General features: G+C 31.5%; 17 protein-coding genes. 15 read left to right on the forward strand and 2 right to left on the reverse strand.

All coding sequences use genetic code 11. From position 1 onward, the window contains the following. Positions 1 to 11 precede the first annotated feature (11 nt). From ABVM52_RS07930 to purD, 11 genes are all read left to right on the forward strand, one after another. The gene (locus ABVM52_RS07930) at positions 12 to 1,046 is read left to right on the forward strand and encodes a polysaccharide pyruvyl transferase family protein (RefSeq protein ID WP_405384879.1); all 1,035 of its coding nucleotides are present in this window, start codon (positions 12 to 14) and stop codon (positions 1,044 to 1,046) included. 95 nt (positions 1,047 to 1,141) lie between these two features. Next, complete coding sequence (locus ABVM52_RS07935; RefSeq protein ID WP_405384880.1) at positions 1,142 to 1,660, forward strand: CatB-related O-acetyltransferase; 519 nt, start codon at positions 1,142 to 1,144, stop codon at positions 1,658 to 1,660. Then, entirely contained in the window at positions 1,620 to 2,906 is a 1,287-nt protein-coding gene (locus ABVM52_RS07940) for a lipopolysaccharide biosynthesis protein (RefSeq protein WP_405384881.1), read from the forward strand. The genes ABVM52_RS07935 and ABVM52_RS07940 overlap by 41 nt, the downstream gene beginning before the upstream one ends. Further along, positions 2,893 to 4,215 (forward strand): CDP-glycerol glycerophosphotransferase family protein, encoded by a 1,323-nt coding sequence (locus ABVM52_RS07945; RefSeq protein ID WP_405384882.1) that lies wholly within the window; start codon positions 2,893 to 2,895, stop codon positions 4,213 to 4,215. The genes ABVM52_RS07940 and ABVM52_RS07945 overlap by 14 nt, the downstream gene beginning before the upstream one ends. A gap of 14 nt (positions 4,216 to 4,229) precedes the next feature. Further along, a complete protein-coding gene (locus tag ABVM52_RS07950; RefSeq protein WP_405384883.1) occupies positions 4,230 to 4,745 on the forward strand; it encodes a hypothetical protein in 516 nt (171 codons plus the stop codon). A gap of 142 nt (positions 4,746 to 4,887) precedes the next feature. Beyond that, positions 4,888 to 6,246: an O-antigen ligase family protein gene (locus ABVM52_RS07955; protein WP_405384884.1), complete on the forward strand. Its 1,359-nt coding sequence runs from the start codon at positions 4,888 to 4,890 to the stop codon at positions 6,244 to 6,246. Beyond that, a complete protein-coding gene (locus ABVM52_RS07960; protein ID WP_405384885.1) occupies positions 6,230 to 7,435 on the forward strand; it encodes an O-antigen ligase family protein in 1,206 nt (401 codons plus the stop codon). Before ABVM52_RS07955 ends, ABVM52_RS07960 begins: the two co-directional genes overlap by 17 nt. A gap of 720 nt (positions 7,436 to 8,155) precedes the next feature. Continuing rightward, entirely contained in the window at positions 8,156 to 9,253 is a 1,098-nt protein-coding gene (locus tag ABVM52_RS07965) for a DUF1972 domain-containing protein (protein ID WP_405384886.1), read from the forward strand. 53 nt (positions 9,254 to 9,306) lie between these two features. Beyond that, positions 9,307 to 10,659: an exopolysaccharide biosynthesis polyprenyl glycosylphosphotransferase gene (locus ABVM52_RS07970; RefSeq protein ID WP_405384887.1), complete on the forward strand. Its 1,353-nt coding sequence runs from the start codon at positions 9,307 to 9,309 to the stop codon at positions 10,657 to 10,659. Position 10,660: 1 nt separating this feature from the next. Then, positions 10,661 to 11,644, forward strand: coding sequence for a UDP-glucuronic acid decarboxylase family protein (locus ABVM52_RS07975; protein WP_405384888.1), 984 nt, complete (start codon positions 10,661 to 10,663; stop codon positions 11,642 to 11,644). 24 nt (positions 11,645 to 11,668) lie between these two features. Then, positions 11,669 to 12,940: a phosphoribosylamine--glycine ligase gene (gene purD, locus ABVM52_RS07980; protein WP_405384889.1), complete on the forward strand. Its 1,272-nt coding sequence runs from the start codon at positions 11,669 to 11,671 to the stop codon at positions 12,938 to 12,940. A gap of 62 nt (positions 12,941 to 13,002) precedes the next feature. On the opposite strand, the gene ABVM52_RS07985 is transcribed toward purD, so the two are convergent. After that, positions 13,003 to 13,227, reverse strand: a complete 225-nt coding sequence (locus ABVM52_RS07985; protein WP_405384890.1) for a DUF6341 family protein — start codon at positions 13,225 to 13,227, stop codon at positions 13,003 to 13,005. Positions 13,228 to 13,267: 40 nt separating this feature from the next. Here ABVM52_RS07985 and ABVM52_RS07990 point away from each other — a divergent pair, with 40 nt between their 5' ends. Genes ABVM52_RS07990 through ABVM52_RS08000 form a run of 3 tightly spaced genes read left to right on the forward strand, consistent with a single transcriptional unit; the run spans position 13,268 to position 15,871 of the window. Next, entirely contained in the window at positions 13,268 to 14,197 is a 930-nt protein-coding gene (locus ABVM52_RS07990; RefSeq protein ID WP_405384891.1) for a hypothetical protein, read from the forward strand. A 38-nt stretch (positions 14,198 to 14,235) separates the two neighbouring features. Beyond that, complete coding sequence (locus tag ABVM52_RS07995; RefSeq protein WP_405384892.1) at positions 14,236 to 14,838, forward strand: DUF4254 domain-containing protein; 603 nt, start codon at positions 14,236 to 14,238, stop codon at positions 14,836 to 14,838. Next, positions 14,825 to 15,871: a glycosyltransferase family 9 protein gene (locus ABVM52_RS08000; protein WP_405384893.1), complete on the forward strand. Its 1,047-nt coding sequence runs from the start codon at positions 14,825 to 14,827 to the stop codon at positions 15,869 to 15,871. Before ABVM52_RS07995 ends, ABVM52_RS08000 begins: the two co-directional genes overlap by 14 nt. Positions 15,872 to 15,886: 15 nt before the next feature. Here the strand turns inward: ABVM52_RS08000 and ABVM52_RS08005 are convergent, their stop codons facing one another. Next, positions 15,887 to 16,504 (reverse strand): TetR/AcrR family transcriptional regulator, encoded by a 618-nt coding sequence (locus ABVM52_RS08005; RefSeq protein ID WP_405384894.1) that lies wholly within the window; start codon positions 16,502 to 16,504, stop codon positions 15,887 to 15,889. 453 nt (positions 16,505 to 16,957) lie between these two features. Between ABVM52_RS08005 and ABVM52_RS08010 the strand changes: the two genes are divergently transcribed. Then, complete coding sequence (locus ABVM52_RS08010; protein WP_405384895.1) at positions 16,958 to 19,063, forward strand: M48 family metalloprotease; 2,106 nt, start codon at positions 16,958 to 16,960, stop codon at positions 19,061 to 19,063. The last annotated feature ends 60 nt before the right edge of the window (positions 19,064 to 19,123 follow it).

A 19,123-nucleotide genomic window follows, 5' to 3' on the forward strand; every position in this document is an offset into this window, starting at 1 on the left:
AAATTAAAAATATGATTATATTATTATCAGGTCAAATCAAAAACATAGGAGATTTTTTAATTACAGAAAGAGCGAGAAGACTTTTTGATTATTTTTTCGAAGATGAAATTTTAATATTAGACAGAACTAAAATTCTCGATGATAAGTTAGATATAATAAACAAAGCTAGATTTGTAGTACTATGTGGTGGACCAGCCTATGCTCCCAATATCTACAAGGGTATATATCCACTTGTTGATGACTTGAAAAAAATAAAGGTTCCAATTGTGCCTTTTGGGCTTGGATGGTGTGGCAGACCAGCGAATGACCCTTTGGCATTTAGATTCGATAATGATTCGCAGATATTTTTAGAGGAAGCCCATAAATCAATACAGAATTCGAGCTGTCGATGTAACGTTACTGAAAAGGTTCTCAACCATAACGGATTTAAGAATGTTATTATGACAGGTTGTCCAGTTTGGTATGATTTAGAATCAATTAATAAGCCGTTTAAGAAAATTGATGAAGTCAAAAACATAGTTTTCACTACAGCTGCTGATCCTAAACTTATTTCTCAAACAGTGAAGATAATTAGGGTGCTAAACAAACAATTTCCTAAAGCAAATATAACGATGACCTATCATAGAGGGATTATGCCCGACAAGCATACAACTATTAGAGCAACTATGGGATATTTGGCAATGGCATTAGGTGCTAAACTTGTAAACTCTAAGATTAAAATTAAGGATGTAGCTTATGATCTAAGAAAATTAGATTTTTATGATGATTGTGACTTTCATATTGGCTATAGGGTTCATGCGCATTTATACTTCTTAAGTAAAAGGCTCCCTTCGATTTTAATTAATGAGGATGGTCGTGGGAAAGGAATGGTAGAAACAATGAATTTACCTGTTTTTAATATTGAAGATAAGGAACTTGTTTCTAAATTAGATTCGCAAATTACAGCTTATAAAAACACCAATTTTGAAGCTTTTAACGCTGTAGGAGAATATATTGACAATCATTTTTCGATTATGAAAAAGTTTCTTAAATCGTTGCCAAACTAACTTTTACAATGGTCTCACTCTTCTTAAGAAAGTATAGAAAAATTTTTAAAAACAACAATGCCATAAGATTAGGTGCAGAGGTTAAAAACACAATTTTGGGAAGTAATATTAATATTTCTAGATATTGTTTCGTGAGCGGTTCAGTAATTGGGAATTATACTTCCTTGGGTAGAAATACAACAGTTATTAATGCAGAGATTGGAAATTTTTGTTCTATATCTTGGAATGTAACAGTTGGCGCAACTAGTCATGATTATAAGCGGTTGACCACTCATGCTTTTCCTTATATTAGTTATTATAATTTCGTAAAAAAGGATGAAAGGTTTAAAACTAAAACGGTCTTAGGAAATGATGTATGGATAGGGGCTAATGTTATTATAATGCCAGGTATTAAGGTGGGAAATGGCGCAGTCATAGGCGCAGGTTCAATTGTCACAAAGAATGTTGATGACTTTGAAATTGTATATGGTAACCCCGCAAAATCAAAAGGGTTTAGGTTTTCAAAAGAGAGTATAGCGGAAATATCTGAAATGGCATGGTGGCATTGGAACGATAATAAATTAAAAAATAACATTGGAATATTTAAAAAACCTTATAAGAAAAGTAACAGTTAAAAATCTTAGAAACGTTAATGAGGGATATATTTATTATTTAGTTGGTGAAGGATTATCTAAGGGAATAGTTTTTTTGTTTTTAGGTTTTTTTACAAATGCACTAAGTAAAGAAGATTTTGGAAAAATCTCTCTTTTTTGGGTTTCTGTGCCGCTACTTTCTGTTTTTATAGATTTTTCACAACGAAGTTATATTAAGTATTTTTACATACATAATACAGAAAAAGTTAGGGAGCTTATTGTTGCTATTAAAATGCTATGCCTCATATTATCTCCTTTATATGTTGTTATATTTTTTATTAAAGATTACTATGAAATTTATATCATAGATAGTAAGAGTGATTATTTAATATTATTTTCTGCTTGTCTTTTTGCGATAATTGAATTATACCTTTCTTATTTTCAAATTAAGGGGTCATACAAAAAATATAATCTAGTTTTTATAGTAAGAAATGCTATTCCTTATATTCTTGCAGCTATCGTAATACAATATTTTTCTGGAAATGTATATTCTTTTATGATTATACAGGGATGTTTAATGCTGCTAATAGTAATTTTATTCTCGAAAAATGATACTTTGGTAAGAATAGGATTTAAGAACGGTATTCAATACTTAAAGAGCTCTATAAAATTTAGTTTGCCTTTCATTCCTGCAATGATTTCAGTCCTAGCTTTAAGCTTTTCGGATAGATTTATTATTAATTATTATTATTCAGAAATCGAGGTGGCAAATTACACGGTTGCATATACAGTAAGTTCTATTTTTATGGCTTTTTTCATGGCAACAAATAAAATGTGGCAAAAGTTTATATTAGAAAATTTGAAAGCCAAAAATATTGATAAGATTTCAAGGGTAACAAAGTATTATATTTTGGTAGTGCTTTCTGTTGCTATCTTAGTAGTAATAAGCAGAGAGTTTTTGGTTTCTTTAATGTCTAATGCTTCCTATTTTTTGATTTTGGATATTGTACCAACAATTGTTATAGGCATGTTCTTTTATTTTCTTTATACTGTTTTATCCAATATTCCTTTTTTTTACAAAAACACCTCTTTAATGGTTCTTCCGGCAATAGTTGCAGCTTCGGTAAACCTAATCTTAAATTTTATTTTGATTCCAATATATGGGTACAAAGTAGCAGCTATTACGACTACTTGTAGTTATTTCATTGAGTTTGTCATTATTTATATCATATGTTTACAATACTATAAAGTAGATGTCTTATTCAAAACAACAAATGAATTTAAATAAAGAGCGTGTAGACATATTTAACTCCTATTATATAGGTTTTGATGGTATAAACATCATCGCTATGTCTCAAGTATTTGTATTTGAGCTAAGTCAAAAAAGATTAAATAGTTCTTTCTTGGACCTTGTAAAGAAACTAAGCATGGAAAATTATTTGAAATATTTCCTATCTTTTTTCTCAAAAAATAATAATAAAAAGTCAAAATATCTCTTTATTAATGATATTCATAATGCTAGTATGATATTTAATATGAGGAGTATCCAAGAGAAATTTGATGTTCCTTTTAAAGAAATCATATCCGATAAGCGATTAATTTCAGAGGAGTCAAAGTTTATATATAAATACCAAAGTTTATTTAAATTTTTTGGCGGACTCCCAAGATATCTTAAAATTTTAAGAGACAATAGAGAAACAATTGTGGCCTTATCAAAAGAGTTCAAAGTAAGTTCAAGTCTTTTATACTTGAATCTTTTAGACAGCTTCTTTATTTTATGTGCGGTAAAAGAATTATTCGATTCAGAGAAAGATATTGAAAAAATAGTTTTAAATTCAGATGTACACAAAGTGTCTAGGGCAATTGTATTACTTGCAAAAAAAATTCCTATAAAGACACTTGTAATTCAACATGGTTCTACAGTATTAGAATACGGATATCTTCCAGTTAATTGTGATTATATGATAACATGGGGTGAATTGTCTAATAAATGGTTCTTAGATAGAAACACACCTTTAGAAAAGTTGAAAACCTTAGGCACTCCGAAAATGGATTTTATACAAAACTTTGTAATTAACAAAAGACCAATAGTTGAGGAAGTTCAAAATGCGTTAATCATTGTGAACCCTATTGGTGATGAAAATGTAAATACCTTTTTACGGATTATCTTAGATTCAGGCATTCATGAAAAATTTAATTTAACAATTAAACTTCACCCTAGTTCGTTCGACAATAGGGATTTAGTTGAAAAATATTTCAGCAAAACAAATGCTAAAATTTTAAAAAAACAAAACACCCAAAAACTTATTTATGAGACTAATGTTGTAATTACAACTACTTCTACTGTTGGGAATGAAGCTATAGCATTTTACAAACCTTTGATCCAGATAAAGCTAGATAATATAGATACGATTATGGATTATGAAGATTATAATTGCTGTCATCAAATACAAGACGCTAATGACTTGTGTAAACTTTTAAAGAACAAAGAATTATTAATTTCAAAAATTAAAAATTATGAGGTTTTTATTGCTAAATATTTTTATAGATTGGACGGCAAATCAGCTGAAAGAATAAAGGATTTTATTCAAGGCTAAACAACTAGTTAATTATGCATAGAATTTTTAAAATTTTAAATATCGCTTTTTCATTTGTTTTAATAATTTCGTGCAAAGAGTCTAAAATTCCTAAAAATGAGTCTGATCGTATAATCATTGAGCTTTACATGAAAGTGCTTAAGGAAGATCAATTTGAAGTTTTTTATAGAAATACGAATCAAGTATACGAAACAAATAAAAATGTGATTACGAAAGTAGAACCTTCTAGTTTATTGCAAAAAATAAAATTCGTATTGCCGGAACAAGTTTTCCCAGATTACCTTAGAATCGACCTAGGTAGTAATGTAAATCAAGAGGAGATGTTATTAGAAAGTATAACAATTAAATATAATTCGGAAGAAAAGAAGTTCAATAAAGATGCTATAAAAAAGTACTTTAGACCAAGTAGATTTATTATAAACGAGGGATTCCCATCAACCTTGAAAACTATAAAATCAAACGGTAAATATGACCCATTATTAGATTCTAATAATCTTTCAGGCGTTATTAATAATTTGATTTTATATTAATCGTAAAAGGATGAAGTATCCGATGGTGAGAATTGAAAATAGGATTTTTACAATCTTTTGCTTAGTGTTTTTGTGTATTTGCTATTTAACTCCCTTACTGTCAATTATATTAAGTAATTGGGGTAAAATATCATTTTTGCAATTGGGCACATTGACATTACCAGCTTTATTATTGTATTTGGTAATAGTATTTCTAGCTGTATGGAAAAGAAAACTATACTTTTTATTATTATTATTTGTAATTCTAGCATTCCCCTCTCCCATAGATGATATTTTTCCAAGTATACCCTTGACAACTTTGGAAGATAAGGTTCAGGTGGTTTTTCCACTTTTTACAAGAATAGATCTTTATTTAATTCTTGGAATAATATTAAAGTTTTTAAGTGGTACTAAAAAAATGGAATCCTTCAAATTCACTTTAGCTTTAAAACTTTTTCTATGCTTATTTTTTCTGGTATTTATAATAAATTGTGGTAAGTCAGCGGATCTCTGGGATTTTAACTTATTACTCTCTTATTCATTTCATATTAGATATTTTATATTATTTGCGATTCTATTACAGATATATGATTTAAAGAAATATCAACATCAAATTATTTTAGGGTTTGTACTAAGTATAGTATTCTTATTCTTCGAGGCAGGTATCAATACTTTTATAAAAGGTTCTCCTAGGCTTTTAAGCGGAAGCCTTTCCCTAAACACCTTTGCAAATATATCAGCAGCCATTGCCCTTTATATGGTTTATCTTATTCGCAAATCACTTATTTCAAGGTTTTGGGGGTTTGTATCTATTATAACAGTATTGTTGATAATTATAGGTTCAGGAACTAGAGGTGCAGTACTAGCTTTTGCAGTAGCCTATTTTATTATCCATCTAATTACTAATCACAAGAGATTTATCTTAAAATTCATTAAAGTAGGTTTAGGTGTTTTTAGTGTATTATTTTTTTATATCCTAGCATCATCAAATCAATGGTTGCCAGATCGTTACTCTGTAGAAGAAATATCTAATAAGATTAATATAGACTTATCAGAATCATCATTATCTGAAATGTTTAAAGTTAAAATTACCCCAGAGACAACATCTATAAAATCAAGGCTAGATCTTTTTGACAGTTCGTTGAATATGATTTTTGAGAATCCTTGGACTGGAATAGGGGTTGGTAGATGGAATAGATACAAAAACAAATATAGTATTGATGATAGTGTTCCAAATGTGTTGTTAGATACACATAATGATTATTTAGCATTGATATCTCAATATGGTATTCTGTTGGGATTATTGTTTGCTTTTTTAATTTTTTTGTATCCATTGATATTGAGTAGAAGTATTAAGGCTACCAATAAAGGTCCTCTTCATTTTCTATTCATAATTAATTTTGTTATGGGGATAGCTGCATTTTCAAATGCAGGGTTTTTTAAGCATCAAGTTTCAGCTGTTTTAATATTTAGTTTGTGCACTACTTTAAAATTATATAACGAGGATGAATTGGCTTACTAAGAATATACTACAGTACAATACATTAACATGGAGTGCTATTTTCTTTTCATTTTCTTTCGGTTTGGGCATTGCATTAAATTCAATTGGTTTTTTTTTGTTTTGTGCCAGCGGTGTCATATACAGTATTGGAGATATTAGAAAAAAAATAGTAACATTCAATGGTATCACAGTATTATTTTTAATAATAGGATATTTTACTTTAGTAGTTTTAAGGGAAGTAATCGCCAATGTATCTACCGCTCCAGAAGTAGTTTTTTATTACTTGGCATTTCTGTTTATACCCGCAATATTTCTATTCCAATCTAAAAGACTTTTAAAACATCATAAAGTAGTCTTAATGGCATTTGTGATGGGAATGGTTTTTAATGCTTTTGTTAATTTGAGTTTTGGTTTTTACAGGGGAGTATTTATAAGAGACAATGGTGTTAATTTTTGGTATTTTACATATAATTTTTTAGCTGAACCATTTGGTATTCAGCCCATTTATTTGGGTTGTTTTTATGTAATAGCATTACTAATAACATTTCATTTTAAAACTTATATAAAGAGTTTAACGCTTTTCTATTGCATAATAATACTCTTAATCATAAGTGTTTTTCTTTTGGCAGCTAGGAATGCAATTTTAAGTATGATGATTCTAATTCCTCTGTATCTTTCTTTTACCAAAAAAATAACTGTAAAAAATGGCATATTGCTACTTTGTATTTTTGCAATATGTTTTATAAGTGCTTTACAGAATCCTGTAGTGAAGAATAGAATTCTTAAAGTAACTTCTAAAGGAAATTTTTATTCCGGTTCATCTTTGCGTAATAATATATGGCAAAGTGCAATTTCAGCATCCAAGGAAAATTTCATCTGGGGTTCTGGGGAAAAGAAAGCTAGTTTATTACTTTTCAATGAGTTTGATATCAGAGATTTAAAAACACCGTTAAAATATAAATATCATTCCCATAATCAATTTTTAAATACACTTATTCAATATGGAGCTGTTGGATCAGGAATTTTAATAGTTTTATTCATAGGTGCAATTTGGATTACATGGCGAGACGGTAATTATTTAGGATTCGTAATTACCGTTTTATTTCTTTTTACGATGTTAACCGAATCAATATTCACTAGGCAATGGGGAGTATTTAGTTTTCCTTTCTTTATAATCTTGTTGGTAATGAAAAAAAAGAGTCCAAATTAGTGTGAAGGATATCGTATATACTTTTTTTATATAAAAATGGACTTTATGACATAAGATTAAACATTGGTACGTCCGAAGTATTATTAAGTTCATTTATGCTAAAAACGTAATAAGGTATACATTCGTAAAAGGAAAAAAAGTTTAACTTATTAATATTTTCTTCCCAACTTCATAAATGGTTTTTCAACTAAATTGTAAATTATAATACTAAGAATTAGTTTTATAAGAACACATATTATTAGAGAGAATTCTTTGTTATTTGGAAGAATTGAATACGCTGTGTAGCACTTATGGGTTGAACACAGCGTGTTATAAATATTTAAAGAGTATATATTCTTAAAAATTTTTTTAAAATGCTTTACACATCCTTGTGAAGATAATTTATCGTTGTAAACAATAAACAAGGTTAAGCCACTTATGATATAAAAGATAGATTGTGATATATTCCGATTATACACATAAATTAATTGAATCAAAACCACCAATTTTCCAAGATAGATAACGATAAAACATTATCAATAATGCCTCTTAAAGAATCTATTCTATTAGTATTATTTGTTTTTTAAGCCATTTATATAAAGTTTTCAAAAGTAATCTAATACTAATCTATTTTTGCTTAATGAAGACGCATGTGACTTTATATTATATGAAATGGACAATTAAAAACTTTAAGTATTGCTATATTAGTCAATTTTAATCGATGAGCAATATAATTACTATATGAAAATAGGAATTTTAGGAACTAGAGGTATACCAAATAATCATGGTGGTTTTGAACAATTAGCAGAATACTTGTCGGTTTATTTGGTTAGTAAGGGTCATGATGTATTTGTATATAACACACATACTCATCCATTTCAAGAAAAAACTTGGAATGGTGTTAAAATAGTACATTGTTTTGATTTAGAACACAAAATAGGCACTGCTGGGCAATTTATTTATGATTTTAATTGTATACGAGATAGTAGAAAACGTCATTTTGATGTGCTTTTACAATTAGGGTATACTAGCAGTTCTATTTGGTATAAATTGCTTCCTAAAAAGGCTATAATACTTACAAATATGGATGGTTTGGAGTGGAAACGAACCAAGTACTCTAAACTTGTGAGAAGGTTTCTTAAAAGAGCAGAAAAATTGGCTGCATTATCAAGTGATTTTTTAATTTCTGATTCAATTGCTATTAAATCTTATATAAAAGAGAAATATAATAGAGATTCAGAATTTATAGCTTATGGGGCAAATTTATTTATTAACGAAAAAGAACATGTTTTACTAGAATATAATGTTGAAAAGTATAAATACAATATGCTTATCGCTCGCTTAGAGCCTGAAAACAATATTGAAACTATTTTGGATGGTGTTGTAAAAAGTAATTCAAAATTACCATTTTTGGTGATAGGGAAACATGAAACGAAGTTTGGCGATTTTTTAAAAAAGAAGTTTTCCAAGGATAATAGAATAAAATTTTTAGGAGGTATATACAATATAGAGCATTTAGATAATTTAAGATTTTATTCAAATTTATACTTTCACGGACATTCTGTAGGAGGAACAAATCCTTCGCTTTTAGAAGCAATGGCTTCAAGAAGTTTAATTATAGCAAATGATAACCCATTTAATAAAGGAATTTTGAACGATGATGCTTTTTACTTTTCAAATAGTGAGGATGTTAAAGGTCATTTGTCTAAATCTAAAGATAAATTTTCACATAAAATAGATGCCAATATTAAGAAGATCGAGTTAGAATTTAGCTGGCCAATTATTAATGATAAATACGAAGAATATATGCTTAATTTATGCAAAAACAAGAAATATTAGAATGAATCTTTTTAGTTATATGTTAATTCGAAAGTTAGATAAAGATTAAATCAATGCTCTTTAGACAAGGTAGATATTCTGGTTTTATAACGCCTATTTCTTATGGTTTGGATTTACTGGTGGTAAATTTGTTTACGCATTTTTTACCAATAAATTTTCAAAATCCTTGGTTATTTCATCTATATATAACAATTACATGGGTAATATTATCATTTAAAAATGAATTCTATGTTATTCATCGCTATTCTAAGGCCGTAGTATTATTGAGAAAATTATTTACTCAATTTGTTTTCTTTTTTTTAATCCTTTATGCGTATATCGGATTTTTCAAACAACCATTAATGAGTCGCTTGGCTCTTGGTCAGTATTTTATTTTGGTTTTTTTAGGTATTAGTTCTTTAAAATTAATGAACTTTTTTTTACTTAATAAATACAGAGAACGTATTAAAGGCAACATTAGAAATGTAGTGGTTATTGGAAAAAGTAAAAAGGCAAATCAACTTATTGAAGTCTTTGACACCCGAAGAGAGTTTGGATATCACTTCACAGCTCAATTTTCCCCAAGGGACAAAGATTTTGAGTTGTTAAATTGTTTTAGATATATTGTAAATAATAATATTGATGAAATTTATTGTTCCGTGTCAGAATTAAAAAATAATGAATTAACGGCTTTTATAAACTTTGCGGACAATAATCTTAAAACCCTTAAATTTTTACCGGACAATAAAAATATCTTTTCTAAAAAACTAAAATTCGAATATTACGACTATTTGCCAATCTTGTCCTTACGAGATATTCCTTTACATAATTCCGTAAACGCTGTTCTTAAAAGAGCTTTTGACATTGCCTTCTCTTTATTTGTCATTTTTGGCATTTTAATTTGGTTGGGGCCTTTACTAGCACTTTTGATTACTTTGGAGTCTAGGGGCCCTGTGTTTTTCATTCAGAAACGCACAGGATTCGATAATAAGGAATTTCAATGTTTTAAGTTTAGATCTATGGCGGTCAATGAATCTTCTGACCTTATGCAAGCTGGAAAGAATGATATGAGAGTCACTAAAATTGGTAAGTTCATAAGAAAAACCAGTATAGACGAATTACCTCAATTTTATAATGTATTCTTTGGCAATATGTCCGTAGTAGGACCACGCCCGCATATGTTAAAGCATACTGACGAATACGCAAGTAGGGTAGATAAGTATATGCTGCGTCATTTTGTAAAGCCTGGAATAACAGGACTTGCTCAAATACGTGGATATAGGGGTGAAATTGAAAAGGAAAGTGACATTCAAAATAGAATTAAATTCGATATTTTTTATGTGGAGAACTGGTCTTTCTTCCTTGATTTAAAAATTATAGTTCAGACCGTTGTTAATGCAATAAGGGGAGAGGAAAAAGCATATTAGTATGAAAAGAATTTTAATAACAGGCGCTGCCGGTTTTCTTGGGTCACATTTATGTGATCGGTTTATAGCAGAAGGTTTTCATGTTATTGGTATGGACAACCTTATTACCGGTGATTTAAAAAATATTGCCCATCTTTTTCCATTGGAAAATTTTGAGTTTCACCATCATGATGTTTCTACCTTTGTGCATCTAGAAGGCACGTTAGACTATATCTTGCACTTTGCATCTCCAGCAAGCCCTATTGATTATTTAAAGATTCCTATAGAAACCTTAAAAGTTGGTTCATTAGGAACCCTTAATCTCTTAGGATTGGCCAAACAGAAAAATTCCAGGATTTTGGTAGCCTCTACCTCAGAAGTATATGGTGACCCCTTGGTTCACCCACAGAATGAGGAATATTATGGTAATGTTAGCCCAATAGGTCCCCGCGGTGTTTATGATGAGGCAAAGCGGTTTATGGAGTCCATTACAATGGCTTATCACAGGCATCATGGGCTAGATACACGTATTGTTCGTATTTTCAATACCTACGGGCCTAGAATGCGTCTAAACGATGGTAGGGTCGTACCTGCTTTTATGGGACAGGCTTTAAGGGGGGAAGATTTAACCGTTTTTGGTGACGGTTCTCAAACAAGGTCTTTCTGTTATATTGATGATCAAGTAGAAGGAATATACCGTTTGTTATTTAGTGATTGTGTAGAACCTGTAAATATTGGCAATCCGCATGAGACTACAATCAAGGAGTTTGCAGAAGAGATTATTGCATTAACAGGCACCAAACAAAAAGTAATCTATGTGCCATTGCCTCAAGATGATCCTACGCAACGACAACCGGATATTTCCAAAGCCAAAAAACTATTAGGATGGGAGCCAAAAGTAAATAGGGCAGAAGGACTTAAAATCGTATACGATTATTTTAAATCCTTGTCTCCAGAGGAACTTCAGAAGAAGGAACATAGAAATTTTGCGGATAAAATTAATTAACCTTATTTCATCAAATAATTATACATGAATATTTTAATACTTGGGTCGGGCGGTCGCGAACATACTTTTGCATGGAAATTGGCTCAAAGTCCACAACTTTCAAAACTTTTTGTTGCTCCTGGAAATGCGGGCACTGCCAAAATTGCAACTAATGTACCAATTGGTGTAAATGATTTTGAGGCAATTAAGGATTTTGTCATCAATGAAAAAATTACCATGGTTGTTGTGGGTCCTGAGGATCCTTTAGTGAACGGGGTGCATGATTATTTTTTACAGGATGATGCGTTAAAGGATATTGCGGTTATTGGTCCTGAAAAATTGGGAGCTACTTTAGAAGGCAGTAAGGAATTTGCAAAGGAATTCATGATGCGCCATAATATACCAACGGCGCAGTATAAAAGTTTTACGGAGAATACGGTTGAAGATGGATTTCAGTTTTTGGAGGAATTAAACCCGCCTTTTGTTTTAAAGGCTGATGGACTTGCAGCAGGAAAGGGCGTGGTCATATTAAATGATTTAGACGATGCCAAAAAAGAATTAAAGGCCATGTTGGTCGACCAAAAATTTGGGGCAGCCAGTACAACCGTTGTAATCGAAGAATTTTTGGACGGAATTGAATTGAGTGTATTTGTGCTAACAGATGGACTATCCTACAAAGTGCTTCCTACCGCAAAAGACTATAAGCGTATAGGAGAGGGGGATACCGGACTTAATACGGGCGGTATGGGGGCTATTTCCCCTGTTCCTTTTGCAGATAAGGCTTTTATGGATAAGATAGAGCAACGAATTGTAAAACCTACCGTAGAAGGCCTTAAAACGGATAAAATGCCTTACAAGGGATTTATCTTCATAGGACTTATAAAAGTAGGTGATGATCCCAAAGTTATTGAATACAATGTTAGAATGGGGGATCCGGAAACAGAAGTGGTCTTGCCCCGTATTCAAAATGATATGGTCAATTTGTTAAAGGCTGTGGCAGACCAAAAGTTAGCGGACATAGCATTGCAATTGGACGAAAGAACCGCTACAACGGTTATGACCGTTTCCGGTGGTTATCCGGGTTCATATGAGAAAGGTAAAGAAATTACCGGTATTGATTCCATTGAAGACTCTTTGGTATTTCATGCCGGCACTAAACTGGTAGATGGTAAGGTAGTGACCAATGGTGGTAGGGTTATGGCCATAACATCTTTTGGAGAGGACTTTAAAAAAGCCTTGGACAAATCTTACAGAAATGTAGAAAAACTTTCCTTTGAAGGAATGAATTACAGAAAAGATCTAGGTTTTGATCTTTAAATAAAAATTGCCCTATAAAAGTCATTAATACTTTTATAGGGCAATTTATTATAGTTGAAGAACTATAAGTAAGAGTGAGAAGTACTAGTGGTGTCTTCATCACCTTTTTCATTGTATTTTTTTAATTCAAGCATCCAATATATAAATGCAGCTGTCCCAATTAACATAAACAACCAGTTTATGATGTTTGATACGGTCCAACTTTCAGCAAATCTAAAAGGGTCCATTGTGTATTTGAATATCACATTTACGAACAAATCCGCTATACCTTCAAAAAATGATTTCATCTTATTACTATATTTACCAGCAAAAATATAAAAAGCTTAGATGATTTCAAGCATTTTTGAGAAAACAAAACCAGTGAATTTTATAATTCTCTTGGTTTTTTTGTTTCTTTTTTATTGGGGAGTACAATTCTACTTACTGAACAAAACTATTTTGGAGCTTAAAATTGGGGCAACCTTGGGCATTTTAGGTACTGTATTGTTTAGTGTTTTCGTAGTAGATTTTATTGTTAAAAGAAATAAGTTAACGGCCAATAATTCTTTCGCAATCCTATATTTTACAATTCTTTTTGTGGTTTTTCCTGAAACCTTAGGAGATAGTAATGCAATTTTTGCCACCTTTTTTTTACTATTGGCCATGCGTAGGCTTTTGAGTATTAAATCCCTTAAGCGTATTAAGCTCAAAATTTTTGATGCTTCACTTTGGATCTGTGTTGCCAGTATTTTTTATGAATGGACCTTACTTTATTTAATTTTGGTATTTGCGGCAATCTATATCTACGAACCCAAAAATATTAGGAATTGGCTCATCTTTCTTTCTGTGGGTTTTTGCTTTTTTATGATTTTATACGGTAGTTTAATCCTATTGGGAAAAACATCCTTTTTAACCAGTCATTATGATTTTGCCGTGGACGTTAATGCATTGCTTCCTATTAAATGGTGGTCAAGTATTAAACTTACCCTTTATGCACTAATGAATATTGGTCTTGGCTTTTGGATTTTTATTCGCTTAGGTAGCACCGGATCGGGCAAAGTAACCATTATGAGATTAATTGCCCTATCTTTTATTATAGGATTAGTGGTGAATTTATTGGTTGCCTCAGAAAATACCAATGCCGTCATGATTACCTTTTTTCCATCTGTCATTTTTATAGTAAATTATCTTGAATCTATTAAGAGACCAAAATTTCTGGAACTGATTTTAATTACTTGTATACTAGCGCCTATAGTAGTATTCTTCACCAAACTTTAAATTTGTCCATTAAACTCTATCTTTGTAAAAAATAGAATATGTTCAGCGAGTTTGCTTTTAAGATTTTTGAAGAGAGTATTGAAAAGTATCACTTAAAAGATGATGTGTATCAGGATTTCAGCAACCCTTATCCTACTGAAAATATTGAACATTTATTATATCGAAAAAATTGGATAGATACGGTGCAATGGCACTATGAGGATATTATTAGAAATCCTGATATAAATCCTGATGATGCTTTGGTTTTAAAACGAAAAATTGATGCTAGCAATCAAGATAGAACTGACTTGGTAGAATTTATCGATAGTTATTTTCTAAATAAATACCAATCGGTAGAAGTTCAACCAGGTGCTACGATAAATACGGAAAGTCCTGCTTGGGCCATTGACAGATTATCCATTTTGGCCTTAAAGATCTATCACATGAAAGAAGAAGCTACTAGGGCCGATGCTACCTTGGCACATAGAGAAAAGTGCCAGGCAAAGTTGGAAGTTTTGTTGGAACAGAAAATGGATCTTTCACAGGCTATAGACCAATTGCTTTTGGATATTGAAAGTGGCACTAAGTATATGAAGGTCTATAAGCAAATGAAAATGTATAATGATGAGGAACTAAACCCCGTCCTTCGTGGCAAAAAGTAATTCTCAACATATATTGGTCATAAGACTCTCCGCCATGGGTGATGTTGCTATGTCCGTTCCCGTCATTGCTGGTATTGTCAAAAAATATCCCCATGTAAAAATCACGGTATTAACAAAAGCGTTTACCGCTCCAATTTTTAGTGATATACCCAATGTTTCTATTTTTAAGGCGGATGTAAAAGGCAGGCATAAAGGTGTTTTAGGACTTTGGAAGTTATATAAGGAACTAAAAGCATTACAATTTGATGCTGTAGCGGATATCCATAATGTTCTACGGAGTTCTATATTAAAACAGTTTTTTAAATTATCATCAATACCGTTTATACAACTGGATAAGGGTAGGGCAGAAAAGAAAGCATTAACTGATCCAAACAGGTGTGTTTTTAAGCCCTTAAAAACCACTTTTGAAAGATATGCCGATGTATTTGGTTTGCTTGGCTATCCCATTCTTAAAAGTGAGATGGTGACTTTACCTAAAAAGCCTCTTCCTGCAAACGTTGATAATTTGCTTATTGGTGAAGGTCGGCTGCTCATCGGAATTGCGCCCTTTGCTGCTTTTCAGGGAAAGATGTATCCGTTGGACCTAATGAAAAAAGTTGTTTCCCATTTAGATAGTACCGAACAGTATAAAATATTGCTATTTGGCGGGGGTGCCAAAGAAGTAGAAGTTTTAACAAGTTGGGAAAAGGAATTTAATACTTGTATCAATGTTGCGGGCAAGTTATCGTTTTCACAAGAACTTAGTTTACTATCCAACTTAAAATTAATGCTTGCCATGGACAGCGGAAACGCGCATTTGGCTGCTATGTATGCCGTGCCAACCGTAACTCTTTGGGGTGCTACACATCCATATGCCGGTTTTTATCCATTTGGTCAGTCTATAGAAAATGCTGTGCTATCCAATAGAAAGCAATATCCGGCTATACCTACTTCTATATATGGAAATAAAGTTCCTGAAGGTTATGAGGATGTCATGAGGACCATTGCTCCAGAAGATGTAGTGAAAAAAATACAGCTAATTTTAGGTCAGTAAACATTAACAGTTTTCTTATGATGTGACTGTTTTTGGTTCCAAACTCTTAAAATATTGTCGCAATTGTGCCATAAACCTATATTTTTTGGCACTAGGAGAACTGCCCACCATTAAGGTGCGCACGCCAAAATAAGAGCTCATTAAAAAGGTAGCCACTGCTTCACAATCCACATGGCGGTCTAAGAATCCATTAAACTTGCCTTTTTGTAAAGCCGTAATCAAATTAACCTCCCAAACGGTAACAATTTCGTTTAAATGCTGCATTATAACATCATTCTTTCCATTAAATTCGGTTATAAAATTATGAAGTAAACAACCATAGTCCATATCATTATGGACCGCAGTTTCCATGGCATTGTCAAAACAAGCGGTGATCAATGTCAATGGGCTATCATGACCTTCAAGTGGCTCAATTAAGGTACTATAAATCTTACGGGCCATTAAATTTTGAATAATCTGGACAAAGAAGTCTTCCTTAGATTCAAAATGATAATAGAAAGCTCCTTTAGATAGGTTCAATTCCTTTAAAATATCATCTATACTGGTATTGTAATATCCTTTAGTATAAAACAATTGTAGTCCGGTAACTTGAATTCTGTGCATGGTTGCCATGCGTTTTAGGCTCTTGTTCATAATTCATGGATTTGGGGTAACCGACCATATGGTCTATTCAAAGAACTGACTTTAAGGGCGGTAGCCATATATTTCTAGTTGTATGGCACAGGAAATTCGGTAAACGTTTGTTTTTCCGTTGAAATACACCCCAATATTTGATTAAAACAAACCTTTTAGTCTGTTGTAATCATTTGTTTAGCAGGTTGTTGTGTAACATATATTGCTAATTTTAATTGTGTCAAGGATTTTCTTATAGATATATACGATATTTAATTAATGACTTTTAGGGTATAATTTTTTGAGCGATGATAATGTTTCCCAGTTTTAAATAATGGATATTATTGGTTTTAAAAGTTAATCTAAATCAGTATATCTTGAATAAATAAAGAGGTTTATTGTTTAGGTCTATTAAAATAAATTAGCCTTAAAAAAGTTTAGGTTTTATTATCTCTTTAAAAACCTTCTAATCAAATGACCAACCTTTACTATCCAACCAGCCCTAAGTCTTTACCCAGTTCTCTAACCAAACTACCATTTTCTTATCTATTAAAATCATTGCTTTCTATCTTGGCAATTGTATTGTTCTTTGCGCTATATGTTTCTATGGTCGTTGGGCTAGGGTATTTATTCTACTATGCCATCATTTATGATATGGGATACATTAATAAACTCACCATTATCATGAAAGTTGGTGCTATAGCAGGTGCAGCCATGCTTTTTGTATTCTCGCTTAAGTTTGTTTTTAAATTAAAAAATCATAAGCCTAATAATCGAATTCTTTTAAAAAAGGATGAACAAACGGATTTGTGGAACTTTATAGAAAAAATTTGTAAAGAAACAGGTGCGCCAAGACCAAAAAATATTTATTTGGATCCGGATGTAAATGCTTATGTGGCTTATAGTAATATGTGGTTAAGTCTTTTCCTACCCGTAAGAAAGGAACTAACTATTGGTATGGGACTTACGGATTGCTTAAACCTTTCTGAATTTAAGGCTGTAATAAGCCATGAATTTGGACATTTTTCACAAAGGAGCATGAAAATTGGGAGTTATATCATATCGGCCAATACCATTATTCACAATATGATTTTTGAACGGGATAAGTGGGATGACACTTTAGATCAATGGAGAGCATCAGATATTAGACTATCTGCCGCTGCTTGGTTAATTACCCCAATTATTTGGTTAATACGGCAAATGCTCAACTTGTTTTATCAATTTTTGAATGTAATGTATTCATCATTATCTCGTGAAATGGAATTTAATGCAGACAAAGTTGCTGTCAAAACTTCTGGTAGTGACGCCATTATTTCTGCGCTATGGAAGCTTAATGGTGGGTCTGCAGCGTGGCATAATACTCTAAACCATGCAATTTTAGCGGCCAAAAAAAATCTTTTTGTAGAAAATATTTATATCAATAACGCCTTGGCTCTTGAGAGAGAAGCGGATAACCAAGCGCAATTGTTGAAAGGCTTAGAGGATGATAAAAGGGGAGGTAAAATCTATTTTACAAATTCTGATCATTCTAAGGTAGGAATGTATGCAAGCCACCCGCCTAATGATAAGCGTGAGCATAATTCTAAAACACCATATGTAGCATGTAAAGCGGATACCCGAAGCCCTTGGGTACTATTTGGTAAAAAAGAGAAGTTACAGGCTGCTATGACCTTGCGCATTTATGATTTGTATCTACAAAAAAAGCCAACGGATTTTGTCAAGACGAAAGTTCTGGAAGACTTTATTACTTCTGAAACACAGGGCGCACATTTGGCAAAAGAATATGATAATACATTTTCCAATAGGTTTTTGCAAATACCTAATAAACAAAAACTTAATGGTCAAATGGCTAGTTTAACGGCATCTGAAGATGTTTTGAAACAATTAAAAACAGAGATTATAGGGTTAATGCAACCTATTCATGAAATAGAAGAATTAATGGTTAAGGCCCAAGAAATTGCACAAGGTACCACCAAGGTTAAAACATTCTCTTTCAACGGTATTGAATATTCCAAGAAAAACCTTGAAAATGGGTATAATTACTTATTAAACAAACGAGAAGAACATTTTAACTTAAGTTTTGAAGATTGGGACACAAGGTTCTGTGCATTTTTTACGTTGCTAGCAAAAAAAGAAGGAAAGGAAACTACTTTAGCAAAAATATATGCACAACATCAAGCTATAACTTTTTTATATAGAAGTGTCACTTCAACAAAGAACAATATTTTGAACAAGGTTACGGAACTTCAAAATAAAGGAGAAATTACCAAAGAACAGGTACATGGATTAACGGCTAGTGTAAAAGACTCTTTCCGCTCACTTAATCAAGAAGTCAATGATTTAGATCAATTACACTTTATGGAAATGCCTAATGTTGAATCTATAGAGGAATTAAAAGAAGCATTGGTAGAAAATAGCCAATTTAAAATTGAAAACGGATTAATTTTTGAAAATGGTGGATTTCAAAATATGATGAACCAATTAGAAACCACTATTTATAATTGCCAAAGGATTGAACAAAAGAGTATTAGCTGTATTTTGTTGTTTCATAAAGAACTGGAATTGAACTTGGTAGCTTAGTTTAAGTATGCTTTTAGCCTCTTAAAAAAGGATGATTTGTTTACTTTAAATCATCCTTTT

Source organism: Maribacter sp. LLG6340-A2 (assembly GCF_045057105.1).
Taxonomy (GTDB): Bacteria; Bacteroidota; Bacteroidia; order Flavobacteriales; family Flavobacteriaceae; genus Maribacter.

Excerpts from the sequence above, each read along its gene's own strand:
- ABVM52_RS07975 (WP_405384888.1), top strand. The coding sequence starts at position 10,661 with ATGAAAAGAATTTTAATAACAGGCGCTGCCGGTTTTCTTGGGTCACAT.
- ABVM52_RS07990 (WP_405384891.1), top strand. The coding sequence starts at position 13,268 with ATGATTTCAAGCATTTTTGAGAAAACAAAACCAGTGAATTTTATAATT.
- ABVM52_RS07995 (WP_405384892.1), top strand. The coding sequence starts at position 14,236 with ATGTTCAGCGAGTTTGCTTTTAAGATTTTTGAAGAGAGTATTGAAAAG.
- ABVM52_RS07930 (WP_405384879.1), top strand. The coding sequence starts at position 12 with ATGATTATATTATTATCAGGTCAAATCAAAAACATAGGAGATTTTTTA.
- ABVM52_RS07965 (WP_405384886.1), top strand. The coding sequence starts at position 8,156 with ATGAAAATAGGAATTTTAGGAACTAGAGGTATACCAAATAATCATGGT.
- ABVM52_RS07950 (WP_405384883.1), top strand. The coding sequence starts at position 4,230 with ATGCATAGAATTTTTAAAATTTTAAATATCGCTTTTTCATTTGTTTTA.
- ABVM52_RS07985 (WP_405384890.1), bottom strand. The coding sequence starts at position 13,227 with ATGAAATCATTTTTTGAAGGTATAGCGGATTTGTTCGTAAATGTGATA.
- ABVM52_RS08010 (WP_405384895.1), top strand. The coding sequence starts at position 16,958 with ATGACCAACCTTTACTATCCAACCAGCCCTAAGTCTTTACCCAGTTCT.
- purD (WP_405384889.1), top strand. The coding sequence starts at position 11,669 with ATGAATATTTTAATACTTGGGTCGGGCGGTCGCGAACATACTTTTGCA.
- ABVM52_RS07960 (WP_405384885.1), top strand. The coding sequence starts at position 6,230 with ATGAATTGGCTTACTAAGAATATACTACAGTACAATACATTAACATGG.
- ABVM52_RS07970 (WP_405384887.1), top strand. The coding sequence starts at position 9,307 with ATGCTCTTTAGACAAGGTAGATATTCTGGTTTTATAACGCCTATTTCT.
- ABVM52_RS07945 (WP_405384882.1), top strand. The coding sequence starts at position 2,893 with ATGAATTTAAATAAAGAGCGTGTAGACATATTTAACTCCTATTATATA.
- ABVM52_RS08005 (WP_405384894.1), bottom strand. The coding sequence starts at position 16,504 with ATGAACAAGAGCCTAAAACGCATGGCAACCATGCACAGAATTCAAGTT.